Annotated in this window: 15 protein-coding genes and 1 tRNA gene; 10 read left to right on the forward strand and 6 right to left on the reverse strand. The window is 42.2% G+C overall.

Going from position 1 to position 20,090, the window contains the following annotated elements; all coding sequences use genetic code 11:
* Positions 1-63 precede the first annotated feature (63 nt).
* Positions 64-1,674 (reverse strand): fumarate hydratase, encoded by a 1,611-nt coding sequence (locus BN3283_RS04060; RefSeq protein WP_059025722.1) that lies wholly within the window; start codon positions 1,672-1,674, stop codon positions 64-66.
* A 244-nt stretch (positions 1,675-1,918) separates the two neighbouring features.
* Here BN3283_RS04060 and BN3283_RS04065 point away from each other — a divergent pair, with 244 nt between their 5' ends.
* Positions 1,919-3,166, forward strand: coding sequence for a M48 family metallopeptidase (locus tag BN3283_RS04065; RefSeq protein ID WP_059025723.1), 1,248 nt, complete (start codon positions 1,919-1,921; stop codon positions 3,164-3,166).
* Between the two features lie 48 nt (positions 3,167-3,214).
* Positions 3,215-4,447, forward strand: coding sequence for a competence/damage-inducible protein A (locus tag BN3283_RS04070; RefSeq protein WP_059025724.1), 1,233 nt, complete (start codon positions 3,215-3,217; stop codon positions 4,445-4,447).
* 50 nt (positions 4,448-4,497) lie between these two features.
* Here BN3283_RS04070 and BN3283_RS04075 read toward each other — a convergent pair whose 3' ends face one another.
* Complete coding sequence (locus BN3283_RS04075; RefSeq protein WP_059025725.1) at positions 4,498-5,040, reverse strand: Crp/Fnr family transcriptional regulator; 543 nt, start codon at positions 5,038-5,040, stop codon at positions 4,498-4,500.
* A gap of 109 nt (positions 5,041-5,149) precedes the next feature.
* Here BN3283_RS04075 and BN3283_RS04080 point away from each other — a divergent pair, with 109 nt between their 5' ends.
* Complete coding sequence (locus BN3283_RS04080) at positions 5,150-5,470, forward strand: DMT family transporter (protein WP_041502005.1); 321 nt, start codon at positions 5,150-5,152, stop codon at positions 5,468-5,470.
* A 110-nt stretch (positions 5,471-5,580) separates the two neighbouring features.
* On the opposite strand, the gene tpx is transcribed toward BN3283_RS04080, so the two are convergent.
* A complete protein-coding gene (tpx, locus tag BN3283_RS04085; protein WP_059025726.1) occupies positions 5,581-6,081 on the reverse strand; it encodes a thiol peroxidase in 501 nt (166 codons plus the stop codon).
* Between the two features lie 222 nt (positions 6,082-6,303).
* On the opposite strand from tpx, the gene BN3283_RS04090 reads away from it, so the two are divergent.
* Positions 6,304-6,377 (forward strand) — tRNA-Arg (locus BN3283_RS04090).
* A gap of 57 nt (positions 6,378-6,434) precedes the next feature.
* Here the strand turns inward: BN3283_RS04090 and BN3283_RS04095 are convergent.
* Positions 6,435-7,049, reverse strand: a complete 615-nt coding sequence (locus tag BN3283_RS04095; protein WP_041505425.1) for a flavodoxin family protein — start codon at positions 7,047-7,049, stop codon at positions 6,435-6,437.
* A 382-nt stretch (positions 7,050-7,431) separates the two neighbouring features.
* On the opposite strand from BN3283_RS04095, the gene BN3283_RS04100 reads away from it, so the two are divergent.
* Positions 7,432-8,778, forward strand: coding sequence for an MATE family efflux transporter (locus BN3283_RS04100; protein ID WP_059025727.1), 1,347 nt, complete (start codon positions 7,432-7,434; stop codon positions 8,776-8,778).
* A gap of 38 nt (positions 8,779-8,816) precedes the next feature.
* On the opposite strand, the gene BN3283_RS04105 is transcribed toward BN3283_RS04100, so the two are convergent.
* Both BN3283_RS04105 and BN3283_RS04110 read right to left on the reverse strand, forming a co-directional pair.
* Positions 8,817-9,047 carry a hypothetical protein gene (locus BN3283_RS04105; RefSeq protein ID WP_041502001.1) on the reverse strand — a complete coding sequence of 77 codons (231 nt, stop codon included), beginning with the start codon at positions 9,045-9,047 and terminating at the stop codon, positions 8,817-8,819.
* Positions 9,048-9,088: 41 nt separating this feature from the next.
* Positions 9,089-12,235, reverse strand: coding sequence for a response regulator (locus tag BN3283_RS04110; RefSeq protein ID WP_082667064.1), 3,147 nt, complete (start codon positions 12,233-12,235; stop codon positions 9,089-9,091).
* 286 nt (positions 12,236-12,521) lie between these two features.
* On the opposite strand from BN3283_RS04110, the gene BN3283_RS04115 reads away from it, so the two are divergent.
* From BN3283_RS04115 to BN3283_RS04135, 5 genes are all read left to right on the forward strand, one after another.
* On the forward strand, positions 12,522-13,721 hold the full coding sequence (locus BN3283_RS04115; RefSeq protein WP_059025728.1) for an MFS transporter: 1,200 nt from the start codon (positions 12,522-12,524) through the stop codon (positions 13,719-13,721).
* A gap of 46 nt (positions 13,722-13,767) precedes the next feature.
* Positions 13,768-14,547 carry a DUF1573 domain-containing protein gene (locus tag BN3283_RS04120; RefSeq protein ID WP_059025729.1) on the forward strand — a complete coding sequence of 260 codons (780 nt, stop codon included), beginning with the start codon at positions 13,768-13,770 and terminating at the stop codon, positions 14,545-14,547.
* Positions 14,548-14,655: 108 nt separating this feature from the next.
* The gene (locus BN3283_RS04125; RefSeq protein WP_059025730.1) at positions 14,656-15,252 is read left to right on the forward strand and encodes an RNA polymerase sigma factor; all 597 of its coding nucleotides are present in this window, start codon (positions 14,656-14,658) and stop codon (positions 15,250-15,252) included.
* Between the two features lie 88 nt (positions 15,253-15,340).
* Positions 15,341-16,504: a FecR family protein gene (locus BN3283_RS04130; RefSeq protein WP_059025731.1), complete on the forward strand. Its 1,164-nt coding sequence runs from the start codon at positions 15,341-15,343 to the stop codon at positions 16,502-16,504.
* Positions 16,505-16,596: 92 nt separating this feature from the next.
* Positions 16,597-20,088, forward strand: coding sequence for a SusC/RagA family TonB-linked outer membrane protein (locus tag BN3283_RS04135; protein WP_059025782.1), 3,492 nt, complete (start codon positions 16,597-16,599; stop codon positions 20,086-20,088).
* Positions 20,089-20,090 lie beyond the last annotated feature (2 nt).

Raw genomic sequence — 20,090 nt, forward strand, 5'->3', positions numbered from 1 at the left:
AGCATTTTTATCTATAAGCTTTAGATTGTAAGTGGTATTCTCTAATCACCTAATCTACAATTGTCAATGTGACCACTCTGCGAAAAAATCATTTCCTTTGTCGTCTACAATGATGAAGGCAGGGAAGTTTTCCACCCGGATTTTGCGAACGGCTTCCATGCCGAGTTCTTCAAAATCGACGATTTCGACGGATTTGATGCTCTCTTTTGCTAAAATGGCCGCCGGGCCGCCGATGGAACCGAGGTAGAAACCTCCGTGCTTCTTGCAGGCGTCAGTGACGGCTTGTGAACGATTTCCTTTGGCAACCATGATCATAGAGGCTCCATGGTCTTGGAACAGATCCACATAAGGGTCCATGCGGCCTGCCGTGGTAGGTCCGAAACTACCGGAAGCCATTCCTTTGGGAGTTTTAGCCGGTCCCGCGTAGTAGATCGGGTGTTTTTTGAAATATTCGGGCATGGGTTTGCCCTCATCGATCATTGCTTTGATACGGGCATGGGCGATATCGCGTGCCACGATCAGGGTTCCGGATAGGTTTAGACGGGTTTTAATCGGGTATTTGCTGAGCTCTTTTAAAATATTTTCCATCGGCTGATCCAAGTCGATGTTTACTGCGGGGGCCAGATGGGGAGCTTCAGCCGGTAAGAAACGGGCTGGATTTTTTTCCAGTTGTTCCAGGAAAATACCCTCTTCCGTAATTTTAGCCTTGATATTCCGGTCTGCACTGCAACTTACTCCGATACCCACGGGACAGGATGCGGCATGGCGGGGAAGACGGATTACCCGTACGTCGTGTACCCAATATTTTCCGCCGAATTGAGCACCGATACCCATATCCTGGCATATTTTCTGGATTTTGGCTTCCCATTCCAAATCTCGGAAGGCCTGACCTCCCTCGTTTCCTTGTGTCGGAAGATTATCGTAATATCCGGCAGATGCTTTTTTCACCGTGGTAAGGCAAGCTTCGGCAGAAGTTCCGCCGATGACAACAGCGAGGTGGTAAGGAGGACATGCCGATGTTCCCAAGTCTTTTACCTTTTCCTTGATGAACTTGGTCAGTGTCTCTTCATTCAATAGAGCTTTCGTCTGTTGGTACAGGAACGTTTTGTTGGCAGATCCCCCTCCTTTGGTTATAAACAGAAATTCGTATTTATTGCCTTGCGTGGAGTAGATGTCGATTTGTGCCGGTAAATTAGTACCGGTATTTTTTTCTTCGGTCATCGTGAAGGGAACCACTTGAGAATAGCGTAGGTTCCTGTCCCTGTATGTTTCAAATACCCCTTTGCTGATAGCTTCGGCATCGTTACACCCGGTCCATACGTTTTCTCCTTTTTTACCGATAGCGATGGCTGTTCCCGTATCTTGACAAGTCGGTAGTTCTCCTTCCGCCGAAACGACCTGATTCAATAGCATCGTGTGGGCCACGAATTTATCATTGTCGGTAGCTTCCGGGTCTTTTAGGATATCGGCTAATTTTTGTAAATGAGCAGCACGTAAGTAAAAAGAGACGTCGGCATAGGCTTCGCGGGCCAACAGTTCCAAGCCCTCTTTTTCAATTTTTAATATTTTTCGTCCTTCTACCTCTACGGTTTTTACGTAATTTTTGGTTAACAGACGGTATTCCGTGCAATCTTTTTGTATTGGAAACGGTTCTTGATACTTGAAATCTGCCATGATCGTTTATGGTTTAAAGTGTTTTTGTATTTTAGATTTCCATAACGGAAAAATTTCTCTAATTCGGCAACGAAATTAAAATTAATAAACGAGAAGTCCAACTGCTTCCCGGATAAAATGAACGAAAAAGAGTTTTCGTCCGATGGTTTAAATAAGATCTCGTAAGGGAGGGGTAAAACTGAAATCCCGGATAATAAATCGGGTTATTTTGTATACCTTTGTCTATCGATTAAAATACAAGGATATGACGTCTGATTTGATATTTTTAATAATTGTACTTTTTCTTTGTTTTGATTTTGTGTGGGAGAGAGGGTTGGAATACCTGAATCTGAAACATATGTCTCCTTGTTTGCCAAAAGCTTTGATCGGAATATACAACGAAACGGAATACCGTTCTTTTCAGGATTATAAACGGCAGAACGGCCGGCTGGATTTCTGGAGTTCGGTATTCGATTTTGTAGTTATGATCTCTTTTTTGGTATTAGGCGGTTTCGGGTGGTATAACGGTTGGGTAGTATCCCTGACGGAGAGCGTCATAGGACAGACGGCTATATTTATATTGGGAGTGTCTTTGGTAGCCTCGGTATTGGATATTCCTTTTGATTATTATGCAACCTTCAAGATCGAAGAGAAATATGGTTTTAATACTTCTACAAAAACTCTTTTTTGGACGGATAAATTAAAAGGAATATGTATTTCACTGTTAATGGGAGGAGTCGTGTTGGTTTTGATTACCTGGTTCTACACGTGGGCCGGAGTATATTTCTGGTTGTATGCCTGGGGGGGTATTACTCTCTTCTCTTTATTTATGTCTTTGTTTTATTCTCAGTTAATTGTTCCGTTGTTTAATAAACAAACTCCGTTGGAAGAGGGAGGCTTGCGGGATAAGATCCAATCGTATGCTGAAAGGGTAGGGTTTAAATTGGATAATATTTACGTGATCGACGGATCGAAACGTTCCACGAAAGCCAATGCTTATTTTACAGGTGTCGGTCCCAAAAAAAGGGTCGTTTTGTATGATACGTTGATCAAAGAATTGACAGAAGAAGAGATCGTGGCCGTGTTGGCTCATGAGATAGGACATTATAAAAAGAGACATACCTTAAAGGGTATGTTCGTATCCGTTTTGGAGATGGGAGTTATGCTGGGACTTTTTTCTTTTTTCGTGAATAATACTTCTTTGTCCCTGGCCCTTGGGGGAGACCGGGCTTATTTTCAATTAGGGTTAGTCGCATTTGCTATTCTCTATTCTCCGATCAGCACGGTTTTAGGGATTGCCATGAATAGCTGGTCGCGTAAGAACGAGTACGAGGCGGATGCTTATGCTGCCCTAAGTTATAATGGAAATGAATTGATTTCCGGTTTAAAGAAAATATCGGTGAAAGCGTTGAGTAATTTGACACCTCATCCGTTATACGAATTTGTCTATTATTCGCATCCCTCGCTTTTAAAAAGGATTGATGCGATTTCAAAAACAAACGATAATGTATAATATAAACAGAACGGATAAGGTCCGATTTGTTTTCAAATTTCAAATCATATGGATGCAATTGTTATTACTATCGGGGATGAGATTTTGTTGGGACAGATATTAGATACCAATTCGCAATATATTGCGAAACAGTTGACCCGTCTTGGAGCGGAGGTGGTGGATATATTGTCTGTTCCCGATCAGGGAGATAAGATCAGGGAATGGATCGATTACGCGATGCGGCATGCAGAGTTAGTCGTCGTTACAGGCGGACTGGGGCCGACGAAAGATGATGTTACCAAAAAGGTGTTGGCAGAGTATTTCGATACGCGTCTGGTGTTGAATGAAGAGGTTTACTCCTGGATCGAGAAATTATTGCGAAACGGGGGGATGAGGATGAATGAAAATAATAGAGGGCAGGCTTTTTTGCCTGAAAATTGTAAAATATTGCTTAATCATAAGGGGACCGCTTCCGGGATGTGGTTTGAGCGGGACCGCAAAGTTTTGATCTCGTTGCCTGGAGTTCCTTTTGAAATGGAGGACCTGATGACCCGTACTGTTATTCCGGAATTGAGGAAAAGGTATCCTCATTTAATGCTGGAATACAGAATGCTGAAGGTGTACGATATTCCGGAATCGGAGCTGGCGATTCGTTTGGAAAGCTGGGAGGAAAAGTTGCCGAAAGGGCTGGGATTAGCTTATTTACCCTCTCCCGGCTTTATTAAATTGCGTTTGACGGCCAAGGGAGAGGGAGTATATAATCTGGATCTTTTTTTTGAGACTTTAAAAGAGGTGTTACAAGGATTACGCTTTACGATCGGAGAAGAAGATTGTATGGAGAGAGAGTTGGGAGAATTACTGTTAATAAAGGGAAAGACTATTGCTACCGCGGAAAGTTGTACGGGAGGAAATATAGCTCAACAGATTACGTCAGTTGCCGGAGCGTCGGCTTATTTTAAAGGGTGCGTTGTAGCTTATGCCAACGAGGTAAAGGAGCGGGTGTTAGGAGTCGATCCTCATACTATTGATGCTTACGGGGCTGTTAGCGAACAGGTCGTGGTGCAGATGGCGGAAGGCGTACGTCGTCTTATGGAAACGGATTATGCCGTTTCTACTTCGGGAATAGCCGGTCCGACCGGAGGAACTCCGGAAAAACCGGTAGGTACGGTCTGGATCGGATTAGCGACTCCGGAAAAAACGATTGCACGGAAGTATACCTTTTCCTTTACCCGTGAACGGAATATCGGAAAAGCGACGATGAAAGCGATAGAAATGGTTATTGAAGAGATAAGGAACAGATAAGAAAAGCGGTGAATAAATCACCGCTTTTTTAAGGCTTCAGGTTGATTGAATCAGAATTTCTTAGCGCGTATTCGGCTTAGATGTTCGGATGTTATTCCTAAATAAGAGGCAATATGTCGTAATTGTACCCGTTGTAATATTTCAGGTTTTTCATGTAAAAGTTGCGAGTAGCGATCTGATGCGGGTTGAGATAAAATGGAAATGAGATGGTGTTCTGTACGAACAAACTCTTTTTCGATCAACTGGCGTGCCCAGTTACACATTTCAATATCTGATTGATACAGCTTAGCTAACGAAATCAGATTTATTTTAAATAAAACGGAATCTTCTAATAGTTCCATTGTCTCGTATCCGCTTTTTCCGTCCACGTACCCGTTGGCAGACAGAATTATATCGTGTTCTTGCCCGAACCAGATCGTAATTTCTTTCCCGTCAGCTTCAATAAAAGCTCTTGCAATACCTTGTCGTATGATGTATATGTTGCGTTCTACCCTGTTGCTATTGAATAGGATATATCCTTTGGGGTGGAAAATCTCTTCTCCTATAAGCTTGAGCTTATCTTCTATAGCCTTGGAAAATGAGTTTATGTTCATGTACGACCGTTTTGTATTGCAAATATAACTGTTTTATATTTAATTGATTTTTATCAATTCCTTTCCTCCGTTAATCCCGTAACTTTGCTGAAATATTAATGGGTCGGATATGGCATGGATGTTATTATTAGTAGCCGGACTATTAGAAATAGGATGGCCTTTGGGATTTAAATTAGCGAGTACGTATGAAAAATATTTCTGTTTTTTCATCGCTTTCTCTGTTATTTCGATGGGAGCGAGCGGATTTTTTCTCTATCTGGCACAAAAGACAATTCCTATAGGTACTGCTTATGTGATCTGGACGGGGATTGGTGCTGTGGGGACCATCGTTATGGGGATCCTCTTTTTTCAGGATGCCGTAAATTTACTCAGGCTTCTGTTTGTATCATTGATACTGATAGGGGTTATAGGATTAAAAACAGTGCATTGATTATACATATGCTTCCGTTTGCTCGTTTTATTTTGTTTCGATATGTCGAAAATGAATGCGGGACATGTGAATGATTCGCAGGTCCCGCATGTCAGTATTTTTTTCGAAATTTATTCTAAACTTGCCAATGCCTTATCGTAATTGGGTTCCTGAGCGATTTCGGGTACTAACTCTTCGTATATGATTTTTCCGTTTTCATCGATGATTACTACTGCGCGGGCTAAGAGACCGGCCAAAGGGCCATCGGTCATTTCAACTCCGTATTTGTCACCGAAGCAACAATTTCTGAATGCAGAAAGCGGAATAACCTTATCGATACCTTCCGTCGTGCAGAAACGGGCGTGAGCGAACGGAAGGTCTTTAGAAATCGCCAAAACAACGGTGTTGTTCATTTCGGCTGCCAATTTGTTAAAGGTGCGGACAGAGGTGGCGCATACGCTTGTATCCAAACTGGGGAATATATTCAATACGATCCGTTTGCCTTTTAAACTATCTGAAGAAAGTTCCGATAGATCCGTTTTAACCAATGAAAATTCAGGAGCGACCGTACCTACTGCGGGTAGGTTTCCTTTCGTGTTGATACTGTGTCCTTGTAATGTTATTTTTGCCATTGTTTTTGATTTTAATATGTCATTAATATGTATTCAAATGTACTGCTTTTATTTCTTTTTTGCAAAATCACAATTATTTCTAATATTACGTTTCGAACCATTAATAGGTTAGTAAATAAAGGATTATTTTGCATCTATTATTTTTTATGAAAAAGCATTCGGCAAAATTTGTATTTATCTTGAAAACCCCTATATTTGCACCGTCAAAATAGAAACGATAACGGTTCGGTAGCTCAGCTGGATAGAGCAACGGCCTTCTAAGCCGTAGGTCTTGGGTTCGAATCCCAACCGGATCACATTATACGATCGACCCCTTGTAAACTTTTTGTTTACAAGGGGTCGATCGTATTGTTTTATCGTATAAAATTGGTCATTATCGCGGGTTCTTTTTTCGGTATCTCCTGTTTCCCGTTTTCAATACTTTTAAGTAGCCAGGCCATGTTATTTCCCAGTGTCCTCATGGTTTGCAGACCTTCCGCATCCAGGGAGGCTTCTCCGGGCAACATACCATGAACGCTATTCCAATATTGAGAAGAGACTACAGGCATATTGTTTATAGTGAAGTATTTATTTAAACGGTCATAGGTGGCGCTTGCTCCTCCGCGACGGCAGACTGCGACGGAGGCAGAGGGTTTGTATTGCAACAGATCGCCGCAAGAATAGAACAAGCGGTCTAATAGGGCGCATAAAGAACCGTTAGGGCCGGCATAGTAGGTTGGAGATCCGATAACGATTCCGTCTGCTTCTCCGAGTTTTGCCCTAATACTGTTATACAGTTCATCTTTGAATACACATCTGCCTAATTCCTTACATTTATTGCAGGCAATGCAACCTTGTACGGCTTTGGTTCCGATGGAAACGATTTCCGTTTCGATGTCAGCCGCTTTTAAGGCGGAAGCGACCTCGGATAATGCGATAAAGGTATTCCCGCTCTTTTTTGGACTACCGTTAATCAATAATACTTTCATGTTATTTCTATATTTTGTTTTTTGTTTCTTATTACGCTAATTGATACCTGTTGGTTCCTTGTCTTTTGTTGTAAAGATAGAGTGTGGCAGGTAATATTACAAGTACGATTTACTTTTATATGCTTACCTGCTTATTGAGGCTCTCTTTTTACGGGTATAAGATAACTTTTTCTGTATGGAAGTGGATGGAAATATTTCAAAATATTGGACAATCGGAGAAAACCCTTACCTTTGCATCCGATATAAAACCAAAGAGAGTTTTGTAATCCTCATCGGAGGGCATAATAGAATGCCGGATAAGGTGACTGGGTAAAACCAATCGACTTATCCGGTATTTTTATGTGCTCCGGGCGGGTAGACAGTAACTATAGCCAATAGAAGTATGGAAAGAGATGCTATGAATTTGGAGACATTGAAAATTTCGACATTATTCGGCAGGTTGTTTATACCCACCTTATTGGGGATGCTCAGTATGTCGGCGGTTACTGTTGCAGATGGAATTTTTGTTGGGCAAGGCGTGGGGAGTGACGGAATCGCTGCTGTCAATATTTGTATACCTATGTTGATGCTTTTTACGGGGGTAGGTCTTATGGCAGGGGTCGGAAGTTCGGTTGTTGCTTCCATTCATTTGTCGAAAGGCAAAGTGAAGGCAGCCCGTTTGAATGTAACTCAAGCCCTGTTATTCGTAACGATCGCTACCTTGGTGCCTTCCGTGCTGATCCTGATTTTTCCGCGACAAACAGCTTATTTGCTCGGTTCGTCCGACCATTTGCTGCCGATGGTGACGGATTATTTGTTATGGTTCGTCCCGTCGTTGGTTTTTCAAATGTGGATAGCTGTTTCTTTGTTTGTTATCCGGCTGGACGGAGCTCCTGAATTAGCCATGTGGTGTAGTGTCATCTCGGCTTTGGTTAATGTCGTTTTGGACTGGTTATTCATCTTTCCTTTGGGATGGGGAGTAATGGGAGCCGCTTTTGCCACGGCAATAAGCATCACGGTAGGCGGTCTTATAGCGGTCTTTTATCTACTGTTTTTTGCACGTCATTTACGGTTATATCCTGTCAAACGAAGTCGTAAAAGTTTACGGCTCTCTTTGCGGAACATCGGTTATCAATGCCGTATCGGTTTTTCCTCTTTATTGGGAGAAGCAACCTTGGCAATGCTTATGTTTACGGGGAATCAGGTGTTTATGCATTATTTGGGGGACGATGGAGTAGGGGCATTCGGCATTGCCTGTTATTATGCTCCTTTCGTGTTTATGGTTGGTAATGCTATTGCCCAATCGGCGCAACCTATCATCAGTTATAATTTTGGTATGGGGAATGTGGGACGGGTTGTATTGGCCGGGAAAATTTCTCTTGTCACGGCGGTTGTCTGTGGCTTGATAGTTATGTGCGTGTTTATATTTTACCCGCACGTGTTGGTCGGATTTTTTCTTAATTCCGATAATGCGGCTGCCCGTATTGCCATGGAAGGGTTTCCGTATTTCGCCATGGGGTTTATATGTTTTATTGTCAATTTGGCTTCGATCGGTTATTATCAGAGTCTCGAGAGAGTGAAACCCGCAACCTTGTTCGCTTTGTTACGCGGTTTTGTATTTCTTGTCCTGAGTTTTATATTTTTGCCGGAGTGGATGGGTATTGTCGGAATCTGGTTATCTATGCCGTTGTCGGAGGCGTTAACGACTGTTATTATTATAGGGTATTACTTGTTTCGTAAACCTGATTGAATGGATCGTTTGTAAGGAATAGACTTAACGTGGATGTATTATTTTTTGGGTAAATATCTTCTGGAGATTTGATTTGCCCAACTGACAGCCAGTATATAAGCGATGCCTGTCCCGACGATAAATTCGATAATGAATAAAAAAAGGTATGACCAGGATAGTTTCATTTCTCCGTATTCATTCCACAGGAGTAATATACACATCATCGGTAGCGTATATTGGAAAAATATTTGCCGGGTGAGTTTCTGCGGTATTTTGTTTTTCTTTTTCATTCAGTTCGTTTTAGGATACGGTGTTAAAAAATATCGGGTATCTATAAAAATATGATTCTCTCCTGTAAAATGCTTGTTAATTGTGATTTCAACTGTTTGGCATTAATCGGTTTTGCCATATAGCCGTCGAAACCGTTCGACATGATCTTTTGTTCGTCGGAAGCGTAAGCAAAAGCGGTTACCGCAATGATCGGAACTTGTGTGGATAATTTACGGATTTCGCGTGTCGCATCGTAACCGTTCATTTCAGGCATGTTAATGTCCATGAGTATGATGTTAGGATGGTGTTTTTTGAATAGTTCCACTGCTTCTTTGCCGTTCCAAGCATGGACGATATGGTATTCGGAGCGGAGGATCGATTCGAAAAGCTTGTAATTGCTCGGATCATCCTCCGCAACCATGATTGTCAATTTACTCTTTTCTATTTTTACAGGCTCTACTGTTTGTTCCTGTTTCTTATTTATCGTTACCGGATGGTAGGGAACGGTAAACCAAAACTTGGAGCCTTTTCCTTCTTCCGATTCAACACCGATAGTCCCTCCCATATGCTGAACGATGACCTGACAAATGGACAGTCCGAGTCCCGTTCCCTGGGCAAAGGTGTTGAGTTTTACGAAACGGTCGAATATTTTTTCTTTTTGTTCCTTGGCGATTCCGCAGCCCGTGTCCGATACATAAAAATAGAGAAACTTATCCTGAATTTCGTAGCCGAATCGAATACTTCCCGCAGTGGTAAATTTGATGGCATTTGCGAGTAAATTCGTCAATACTTGGGTGAGCCTGTTTTTTTCCGTGTTGATTTCACACGCGGGCAATCCCGGCTCGAACTGCAATTTAACGGCTTCCGGGTTTATTTTGGAAAATTGAGTTTGTTCCAAGGTGCCCATGAGTTTGTTTAACTCGATATCCGAATAGATAAAATCTAATGTCCCGGCCTCGATCTTGGAAAGATCGAGAATGTCACTGATCAGTTGCAGTAACAGTTCATTGTTGTTTTCTATGATATTGACGTATTCCTGTTTCTCCTTTTCTTCTTCAAGGGTTGCCAATATACCGGAAAAACCGACGATAGCATTCAGAGGTGTACGGATTTCGTGGCTCATGTTTGCCAGAAATGCAGACTTCAGACGATTGGATTCTTCGGCCCGGTCTTTTGCGGATATCAGCTCTTGCTCCATTTTTTTGCGTTCTGTGATCACGAGTGAAGAGCCTACTAATGTTAAGGGTGCTCCTTTTTCATCCCTGGAATCCACGGTCGCTTGTGCTTCGACCCAGTCGATTCGATGCCCGTTATGGTCGGAAGTTACCACCCGGTACTCTTCTTTGATCTTGTCAATTTTCCCTTCAATCAGAGATTGATAGGTTTTTTTGACTCTTTCGCGGTCTTCTTTAATGATTTTGGAAAAATATTGAGAATCCGGTACGGATAGATGATCTTCGTTGATATTATGCTTTACGTTGCTTAACTCTATGGGACGATTCACATCGCAGAGTATGGTTTTTTTACGTAGGTTCCATTTCCATGGAACGATATTGGCTACTTCCAAAGCCATTGCCAGCTTATGGTTCGTTGATCTGATTTTTTCTTGAGCCTGATGGAGTTCCGTGCTGTCCAGGCAAAAAATATCGATGGTATCCGGCTTGTTGGAGTAACTTATAACCACGTCATAGAAAATGCCGATTCCCTCGAAATAATAGGGGAACGTGATGGTTCTTCTTTCTGTTATCGCTATTTTAAAGAACGGTATAAACGTGGCGAGGGACTCGGGGAACAGTTCGCTGACTTTTTTGCCGATAATGCTTTTTTTATCTCCGAAACTTTTTTCGAAAAATCGATTTACTTCAACAAAGACGGAATCGACCGGGTTGTTTTCCTCGTCTAAAATGATCTTCTCTTTCATGTAAAGAATTGGCATGTTATTGAAGAGATTCAGATAATCGGAGGCGTATTCGATCTCTTTTTGCTGCATCTCTTTTAATCTGTTCAGTACGATAATACGACCTTGTTGGATTAAAAACAATAAAATAATAACGAGGAATACGATTATTCCGATCAGGAGGTATTTGTATTGTTCCCAGAAAGTTACCGGTTTGTTATAGAACACGCTGTCGGGAGGACAAATGTCGGGAGATATGCCTTTCAGGAGTAACGTGTTGTAATTGAACGTAGGGGCTGCTTTTACCGGGTAATAAAAGGGAATGTCTTTCGGTTGTGTACCCGTTAGGACTTCGGATATCGTTTTTATCAATTTGTTTTCAAAATCAGTGTCGTCATACATATACCCTCCGATCATTCCCCCGTGTTTCATGAAGGCGTTTCTCAAAGTAAAAATGGGAACGGAGGAGTTGGATATGATTTGAAAGGAGTTAATCATTAAGAGAGTTCTTCTGTTAAATTGCTGAGCATGGAACCAGGAAGAAAATAAGACTCCCGTGGTCGCTTTGTCTACCAGTTTTAAGGTGTCGAGAAGTTGATTTATGCTTGTTTCTTCGGCATATATGGTTTTGTATTCTACGCGGGGATAATGTTTTTTTAATATTTCGGATATTTCCCATTGAATTTGTTGATTGACATACCTTTTGTCCATGAGAATCAATAGCTTCTGCATATCTGGAAGCATTTCATTCATTAAATCAATATTTTCTTTGGGATATAGTCTTGAATAGAGTAACGTGAGGTTATATTCGCCGGCTAATGAGGCGAGAGAAACTCTGTCTTCGGGTTTAATGATGGTCTTGTTCAAATAATTTTCCGGTGTTCCAAGGTAGTCCTGTTCCGCACAAACGATAAGGGGGATATCTCTCCATCTATTTCGGATTTCGTCTTTCAGGAGTAAAGCAAAATTCCCTACCACGACTAAAAGTTTGGGACGTTTTTCCGAATATTCGGAAAAAAGAAATTCTGTAAATTCGTTTAATTCTTCCTGCTTGTTGACAACAAACATATTCATATGTTCGATGTATATATCCAACTTTTGATTCTTGGATGCCATTTGTATGATGGGATCAATGATAGAGGAACTCCATGGGGTCGTTTCCGTGTAACTGTTAATAATCAGAATATAATCGTTTTTGGATGGAGCGTTTTTTTGAGCAAAAGAAGTAGAGATATGCATACAAAGTATGAAAATGCAGAAAAACGGTTTATTTATAAATACGCTCCGTAAAATAGAATTGATTTTAGACATACCACACACAAATAAATAAGTATTGATTTTGTAGTTTTATAACACAAAAATACTGATTTATATTGAAAAAGAAACTATTTAATTAATTTGTTATCTATTTTTAAACTCTCTTTTCAATGGGGATGAGTATGAGGTGTAAATAATTGTTTTATAGATAGATGTATTTCGTGTGATTTGTTTTTATATTTTTAGAATATTCTTGTAAAACTACCCGTTACCCGTCTCTTTTTTTATAATTTTGTAGATAAAAATGTTGAAGATATTGGTTTGTAATTAAAGGGTTTTTATGGTAAGAGATAAGCTTTTTTCAGCAGGGTTCTGTCATATCCTTGCTGCTAATTTTTTGCTGTTTTTTGCATTCTATTTGCTATTGCCCGTGTTGCCGTTCTATCTGAGGGAGGAGTTTATGGCTGGCAAATCCATGATCGGTTTTATTTTATCCTGTTACACGATAGCCTGTTTGACTATTCGTCCTTTTTCAGGGTATATGCTGGATACGTTTAGTCGTAAACCTTTATATCTGTTGTCATATTTTATTTTTACCTTGATTTTCGGGGGATATATGATAGCGACCGCTCTTTTTCTTTTCATTTTACTCCGGATTATTCACGGTCTGGCTTTCGGCATGGTTTCGGTGGCGGGTAATACGATCGTTATTGATATTCTTCCTTCTTCCCGGAGGGGGGAGGGATTAGGTTATTACGGTCTGGCCAATAATATCGCCATGAGTTTTGGGCCTATGGTCGGGTTATTTATGCATGGTCATTGTCCTTATGAGGTTATTTTTGCCTGCTCTCTGATTTCCGGAGGATTAGGTTTTGTGATGGCGGGTTTGGTTAAAACTCCCTATAAACAGCCGGTTAAACGGGAGCCTCTTTCTCTCGATCGTTTCTTTTTAGTAAAAGGACTGCCTGCCGGGATTTCACTTCTGTTGCTTTCTATTCCTTATGGTATGACAACCAGTTACGTGGCCATGTATGCCGAAGAGATCGGCATTCAAGGTAATTCGGGACTCTATTTTACTTTTATGGCGGTCGGTTTGGCTGTTTCCCGGATTTTTTCAGGAAAACAGGTAGACAAGGGTCGGATTACACAGGTTATTTTATTAGGAATGTACTTGGCCGGTATAAGTCTTTTTGCCTTGGCTGCCTGCGAAGAGATGATGAAATGGAATGCCCGGGCGACTTCTGGACTGTTTTTCTTTATTGCTTTTATGCAAGGGGTGTCGTTTGGGACGATGTTTCCGGCCTTCAATACCCTGTTCGTTAATTTGGCACCTAATAATCAACGGGGCACGGCTACTTCCACCTATTTGACCAGTTGGGATGTGGGTATTGGAGTCGGGTTAATGTGTGGTGGTTCTATCGCTCAGGCTTTTAGAGGTTTTAGTCATGCCTATTTCTTCGGTGCCTGTCTGACGGTTCTTTCCCTTTTATTTTTCCAATTTAAAGCCGGACCGCATTTTAATCGCCATAAATTACGTTGAGTGTTAGGGTAAAAATCTTATATTTGTCGGATAACGTTATTTCGGTATGAGAAATTTTGTTTTTGTTTTAGTGGTAATATTTGCCGGATTAACGGCTTGTTCTTCGGGGAAACGTCCTGCCTGTGTAAGTCCGGTCGGCAAATTGTGTTTCAGTACGGATAAACTGGAACTGGGAGATATCTATTGGAACGAGGAGTACCGGGATACGATTATTGTCCGTAATCCCACGGAGAAGACGATCCGTTTGGGGGGATGGGGATATACCGCGGGAGTGCAATGTAGGATGTCGGGAGGAACTCTTCAGGAATGGCAGTCGGGTGATGCGGAAATTGCGGCACGGGGGCAGGATACCTTGCTTGTCGTTGTACAAATGACAAAAGATAGTCAATTGGGGTATTTTTTTACCTTTTTACGTTTTTCAATCGATGGGGTGCTGGTAGATCCGAATCAGGGAGTTTCGCTTGAGGCGAATGTGATCGAACATTTTGATACGGTGTCGACAGGGAAATTGTCACTACCTAAAATTGTAGCGGATAAAAAGGAGGTCGATTTTGATACTATCGTTCAAGGCGAAAAGGTTGAGGCGGCCTTCGTGTTGAGAAACGAAGGAGATAAAGATTTGATTATACGTAAAATAGAAACGACTTGCGGGTGTACGGCAGCTGTTCCGGAAAAAAGGATAATCTCTCCGGGTGAAAACGTAAGAATGAATGTTGTTTTTGATTCAGAAGGCAGACGCGGAATGCAGCATAAAACCATCACCGTGATCTGTAACGATCCCCGGCATGCTTCATTAAAATTGGTTTTGAAGGGATATGTAAAATAATCTTTTTTATTGGATTGTTCTAATATTCGACTTGTTTGGTGTTTTATTCGTCTATTTTTATAAATAGCATTCGATTTTTTTTTATTTTTGCCCTATAGCGGTAAAACAATGATCGATAACCTTCAATTTTTGCATGGAGTAAATCATAAGGAGGATGCGGCTTGGGAAGAGTTGTATCGTTATTATTATGCTCCTTTATGCAGTTATGCCGCTAAACTTACCGGAGATTCGGTTGCGGCCGAGGATATTGTTCAAAACGGTTTTATCAAATTGTGGAATTCCTCTTTTGGTTTTTCGAATATAAAGGCGATTACTACTTATATGTATCGTTTCACTTATAACGGGGCGTTAAATTATATCCGGGATAAAAAGTCGTCTGATGCGATTCATAGAATATGGGTCGACCGACAGATCGTCGATGAGGAAAAAGGGAAGGAGATGGCGTTGGAGGAAGAGACTATTTCCCGTTTTTATGAGGTGTTGTCTCTGCTTTCGGGCCAACAAAAGGAAATTTTGTTCGGTGCTTTGGAGGGAGCTACCGTGAGAGAAATTGCGGAGAGATTATCTATTAGCGAAAATACGGTGAAAACACAAAAGAAGAGGGCTTACCAGGTCATTCGGGAGCATATGGGAAAAGTTTTTACATCCGTTCTCCTTTTGTTATTTGTAAGATTAAGAAACGTTACGAACAATTATCTCTTCTGATTCTAAAATAATAAATTACTTTTTTTGATTTTTTGTCACCCGTTTTTGCGTTCGGCGTGTTTGTTAGTATAATTTAAGTCATTTTGAGATGAAATGGGAAGATATACATGCCAATTCTATACGAATCGTCGGTTGCTTGATAGACCGATTGAGAGAGCATAAAGCAGAGGAAAACTATCCTGATAATGTTCGGGATGTTGCGGAACATTTGAAGGTTCGGAAATTTTTTGAAAGAGAATATGCGGCAAGACAACGGTATGATTACAGGAAAGCCTGTCGTAATTTAAAAGTCCGGTCGAAAAAAAGGTATATGAAACGTGTAATTGTCGGAAGTGTTGCTGCTGCTTGTTTTATTGTTTTAGGTGTACTGGCGTTGGTTTCCGTGCCCGAAAAAAAGAGGTCTGCGTTGAGACGGGCGGAACAGCGGTTCTATTCTCCGGTAAAACCTGGGGAGAGAAAGGCCGTTTTAACTCTGTCCGGAGGGGATTGCGTAGAGTTGGGTAAGAGTTTTTATCAATTTAGGGAAAAAGGAGGGGTCTCCGTCGTCGTTGATTCGACAGGGGTCGTTTACGGGGAACTCCCTCGTTTGACGGAAATAGATGCCCATTCTTATAATAGCTTGTATGTTCCCCGGGGAGGAGAGTATTATGTTACCTTGGTTGATGGAACACAAGTATGGATGAATGCGGATACCCGTCTTCGCTATCCTGTTGTTTTTACCGGGAATCAGCGGGTGGTTGAGTTAACAGGAGAGGCTTTTTTCGAAGTGGTTTCCGATTCGACTTCACCGTTTATCGTGAAAACGGGTATCGGGGAGGTGCGAGTGTATGGGACTCGGTTCAATTTGAAGTGTTACGGGGAAGAGCACCGGATTGCCGCTACCTTGGTCGAGGGAGCCATCTCTTTTTCAAACGAACGGATCGGGGAGGTAAAGCTTGTTCCTGCCGAACAGTTGAGTTATAGGGAGGGAGAAAGTGTAGCGGACATTCGTAAAGTAAAGGTTCAAAACTATGTGTCGTGGAGGCAGAATTTGCTCTCTTTTGAAAATGAAACTTTGGAGGAGATAGTGAAAACCTTGTCTCGCTGGTATGATGTTGACATTGTGTTTGAGGATGAGCAATTGAAACAGCTGGTGTTTAGTGGAAATTTGGATAAATACAGTCGCATCGAAATCTTTTTTCAGTTTTTCGAGGCCGGAGCGAACGTGCGTTTCGAATGGGTCGGAAATAGGATAAAGGTCGGGAAAAAATAAAAAACAGAGGATACGAATCCCAAGCTACCAACTTTGTTTCGCATCCTCCTTTATTACATATCTTAAAAACATGTAACATGAATGACAAATTTATGAAAAAAAATTTACCGGATCGATGGAAATTGCCGGCTAAATGGAAAAAAACAATTTTAGTGATGAAATTGAGTCTTATTCTGATGGTATGGTTGACGATTTCGACATCGGCTGCCGTCTATTCCCAACACGAGACCGTAACCCTCGATGTAAAGTCTTCCACGTTGATCGAAGTATTGACCCGGATTAAGGATCAAACGGGAGTAAGGATTCTCTATAACGTGAGCGGTCTTCGCGGAATTACCTGTAAGGATATCGTTTTGAAAGATGTACCTGTTGAAGATGCGTTGCGACGAGTTTTGTCGGGTACGGCCTTCGATTACGAGCAAATTGAAGGAGTATTTGTTATCAAGGCTGTTGCAAAAGATGAAAAAAAGTCGGTTACGATCCGGGGGTGGGTACGGGATAAAAAGGAGGAATTTTTGCCGGGAGTGACGGTAAGACTCCTCGGTACGAGTTTGGGAACGTCGACGGATACGAAGGGGTGGTTTGCCATCACCTTACCCGTTTTGAAAGGAACGTTGGAGTTCTCTTTTATCGGTTATAAGAAACAGAAAGTCGATTTCACTGAAAAAACCGATACGCTTCGCGTTGTTATGGAAGAGGATGTGGCAGCCTTGGAAGAAGTGGTGGTTCGGGCTTACGGAACGCAGAATAAAAGGGAGGTCATAGGGGCGATCTCTTCCGTGAAGGCTGAGGAGATGAAGGAATTACCGACGGCCAGTATCGTGAATATGTTGCAGGGACGTTTGGCGGGAGTCAATATCATTCAACAATCTGGAGCACCGGGCAGTGCTTCGGTTATTGCCGTGCGGGGGTTTAATTCTTTGTTGGTCGACGGGGCCAGTGACGGACAACCTTTGTGGGTCGTCGATGGGGTCCCGATGCACTCCTTTGTTTCACCCGTTACGGGAACGAATACGTTGGCCGATTTGGATCCGGCCATGATTGAATCCGTGGAGGTGTTGAAAGATGCTGCTGCCGCCTCTATTTACGGTTCCCGGGCCGGCAACGGGGTCATCTTGATCACGACTAAAAAAGGGAAGGCCGGTACGACCAAATTTGCGGCGAATATCTCTTATTCTGTTTCTCAGGTACAGGAGTATCCGTTACAGATAGGCGGTCGTATGGAGCGATGGTTTCGTAATCAGGTAATGCGAAATAGGCTGGCAACCGGTTATGATTGGAATAAACAATTGACGTATTATCCTTCTTCTTACGAATCGGTGTATTTAAGCGGAGGAACTTATGACGGATGGTGGGTAGACGGTAGACCGGATCTTTTGGGTAACCCCGTATTGCAGGATAGTTTGAATCCGTTTTATAATAATTCGACCAATTGGTGGAAACATATTTTCCGTACCGCAAAAGTAGTCAATGCCAATTTACAGGTTTCCGGCGGATCGGAACGGTTTCAGTATATGATCGGGGCCGGATGGTACGACGAAAAAGGAATCATGCTGAATTCCGACTATGCGCGGGCCAATATGTTGATCAATCTGCAAACCCAACCGACGAAAAAAATACGGGTGGATGCCCGGGTGATGCTTTCCTACGTGGATCGTAGTATCAGCAGGGATGACGGGATGGGAGGAACGAGACGGTACGAGGGGATTACCGTAGATCCGTCGAAACAGAGTACGACTCTTCCGAACGATGGGTTGGCGGAGGATGAACTATTGAAAAATATCAATCTACAGAGAGACAGAACAGATGATTACCGGGCTATGGCCAGCATGTTGGTACAGTATAACGTTTGGAAAGGGATAACCTTATCGGCTTCTGGGAGTGTGGATTATGCCCAAGGAAATAAAAATCAGTTTAAACCTTCCGTATTGAATCCGGGTGAGAAAGAGAACATATCGGATGGCTCGATCGGGAGAGCGGTCCGGTTGGAAACGGAAGAGTTGCTGCATTGGAGAGAGAGCATCAACGAGACACATAATTTCGATCTTTTAATAGGTTTGAACGTAAACAAAGAGCAACAATTTCTGATCGCCGGGTTCGGGAAGCGGGGTTCAAGTGATAAGATCTATTATTATTCGCCTCCTTATAATCCTATATTCAATTATGGAACCGAAACAAATCCCGACTGGAGAGCAACGACTTCCTATAATTCGGATTTCAGGGAAAAGACCATGGTCAGTTATTTCGGGCGTTTAGGGTATCATTACAAACAACGTTACTTGGTCGAGATCGGTTTCCGCCGGGATGGATCTTCCACTTTTGGCGAGAATCACCGTTGGGCCAATTTCCCCTCTTTTGCTCTGGGATGGGCCTTTTCGGAAGAACCTTTTATGCGGTGGGCCTATTGGTTAAACTGGGGAAAACTGCGCGGCAGCTACGGGACTTCCGGACAAATATTCACCAGTGAGTATATGGCTTACGGTTTATTTGTGGCAGGTGCTTCATTTAACGGTAATCCTTCCGTAATTCAAAGTAAGCCCGTTAGTCCTAATTTGACTTGGGAAAAATCCAGTCAGTACAATATCGGTTTGGATTTGGATATGTTCGATTACCGGTTGAGCGTGAAAATGGATTACTATTTTAAGTATACCAGCTCCCTTTTATACAAAGTAATCCTTCCCGGTACTTTATGGGGTGCGGAAGATCGGGATGAGAATGCGATGGAGGTCTCTAACGAGGGAATCGAATTGGAGTTGTTAGCGCATATTTTGCGATCCAGCAAATTGGGATGGCGTATGAAGCTGAATGTTTCCAGGGATTGGAGTCGTTTGGAAAAGACCTATACCGGTAAAGATATCGGGGGAGGATTTAACGGTTTTGTAATCGGACGTCCTTTGGGATCTATTTACGCTTTTAACGATACGGGGTATTACCAGAACGAGGGAGAGGTACCCGTTTATACCGATATTAAAGGAAATAAATTGTTTTTAGGTGGCGTCGGAGCTTATACGGGAGTCAGCGGTTTGCTCGGTACCCAACGGATCTCTGATGCGAGCGGAGATTATGATATACAGCCGAAGGATATGTATTATTTGGGATCGGCTTTGCCCTTAGTGTATGGTGGGTGGGTAAACGAGTTGACCTATAAAGATTTCGATCTGAATATTTTATTCAATTATTCCTTGGGGCGCAAGATGATCAATATGCGAAATGTTTCTTTGTCTGGTACGGATGGACCCGTGTTTGCGGATGTAAGGAAACTGACTTTCTGGCAGAAAGAAGGAGATCAAACGGATATGCCGGCGATAGGTCGTCCGTATTATCCCCAGGTACGTTCTAAAATAGAGCAGGTAAATTTGTTTAGTTTGAAACAGTTGACCATAGGATATAATATGCCTAAAAAAGTGATGAAAAAGATCGGTTTTTCCGGGGCCCGCTTTTTTGCTACCGGCGAAAATCTGTTCTATTGGAGTAATTACTCCGGGGGGAATCCGGAAGTGGTGGATATTTATAGCGGATTGGATGGCGGGACGGCTTATCCTTTACCTCGAAAATGGACTTTAGGTTTAACGCTTAATTTTTAATA

This window comes from Gabonibacter massiliensis, from assembly GCA_001487125.1.
GTDB lineage: Bacteria > Bacteroidota > Bacteroidia > Bacteroidales > Marinifilaceae > Gabonibacter > Gabonibacter massiliensis.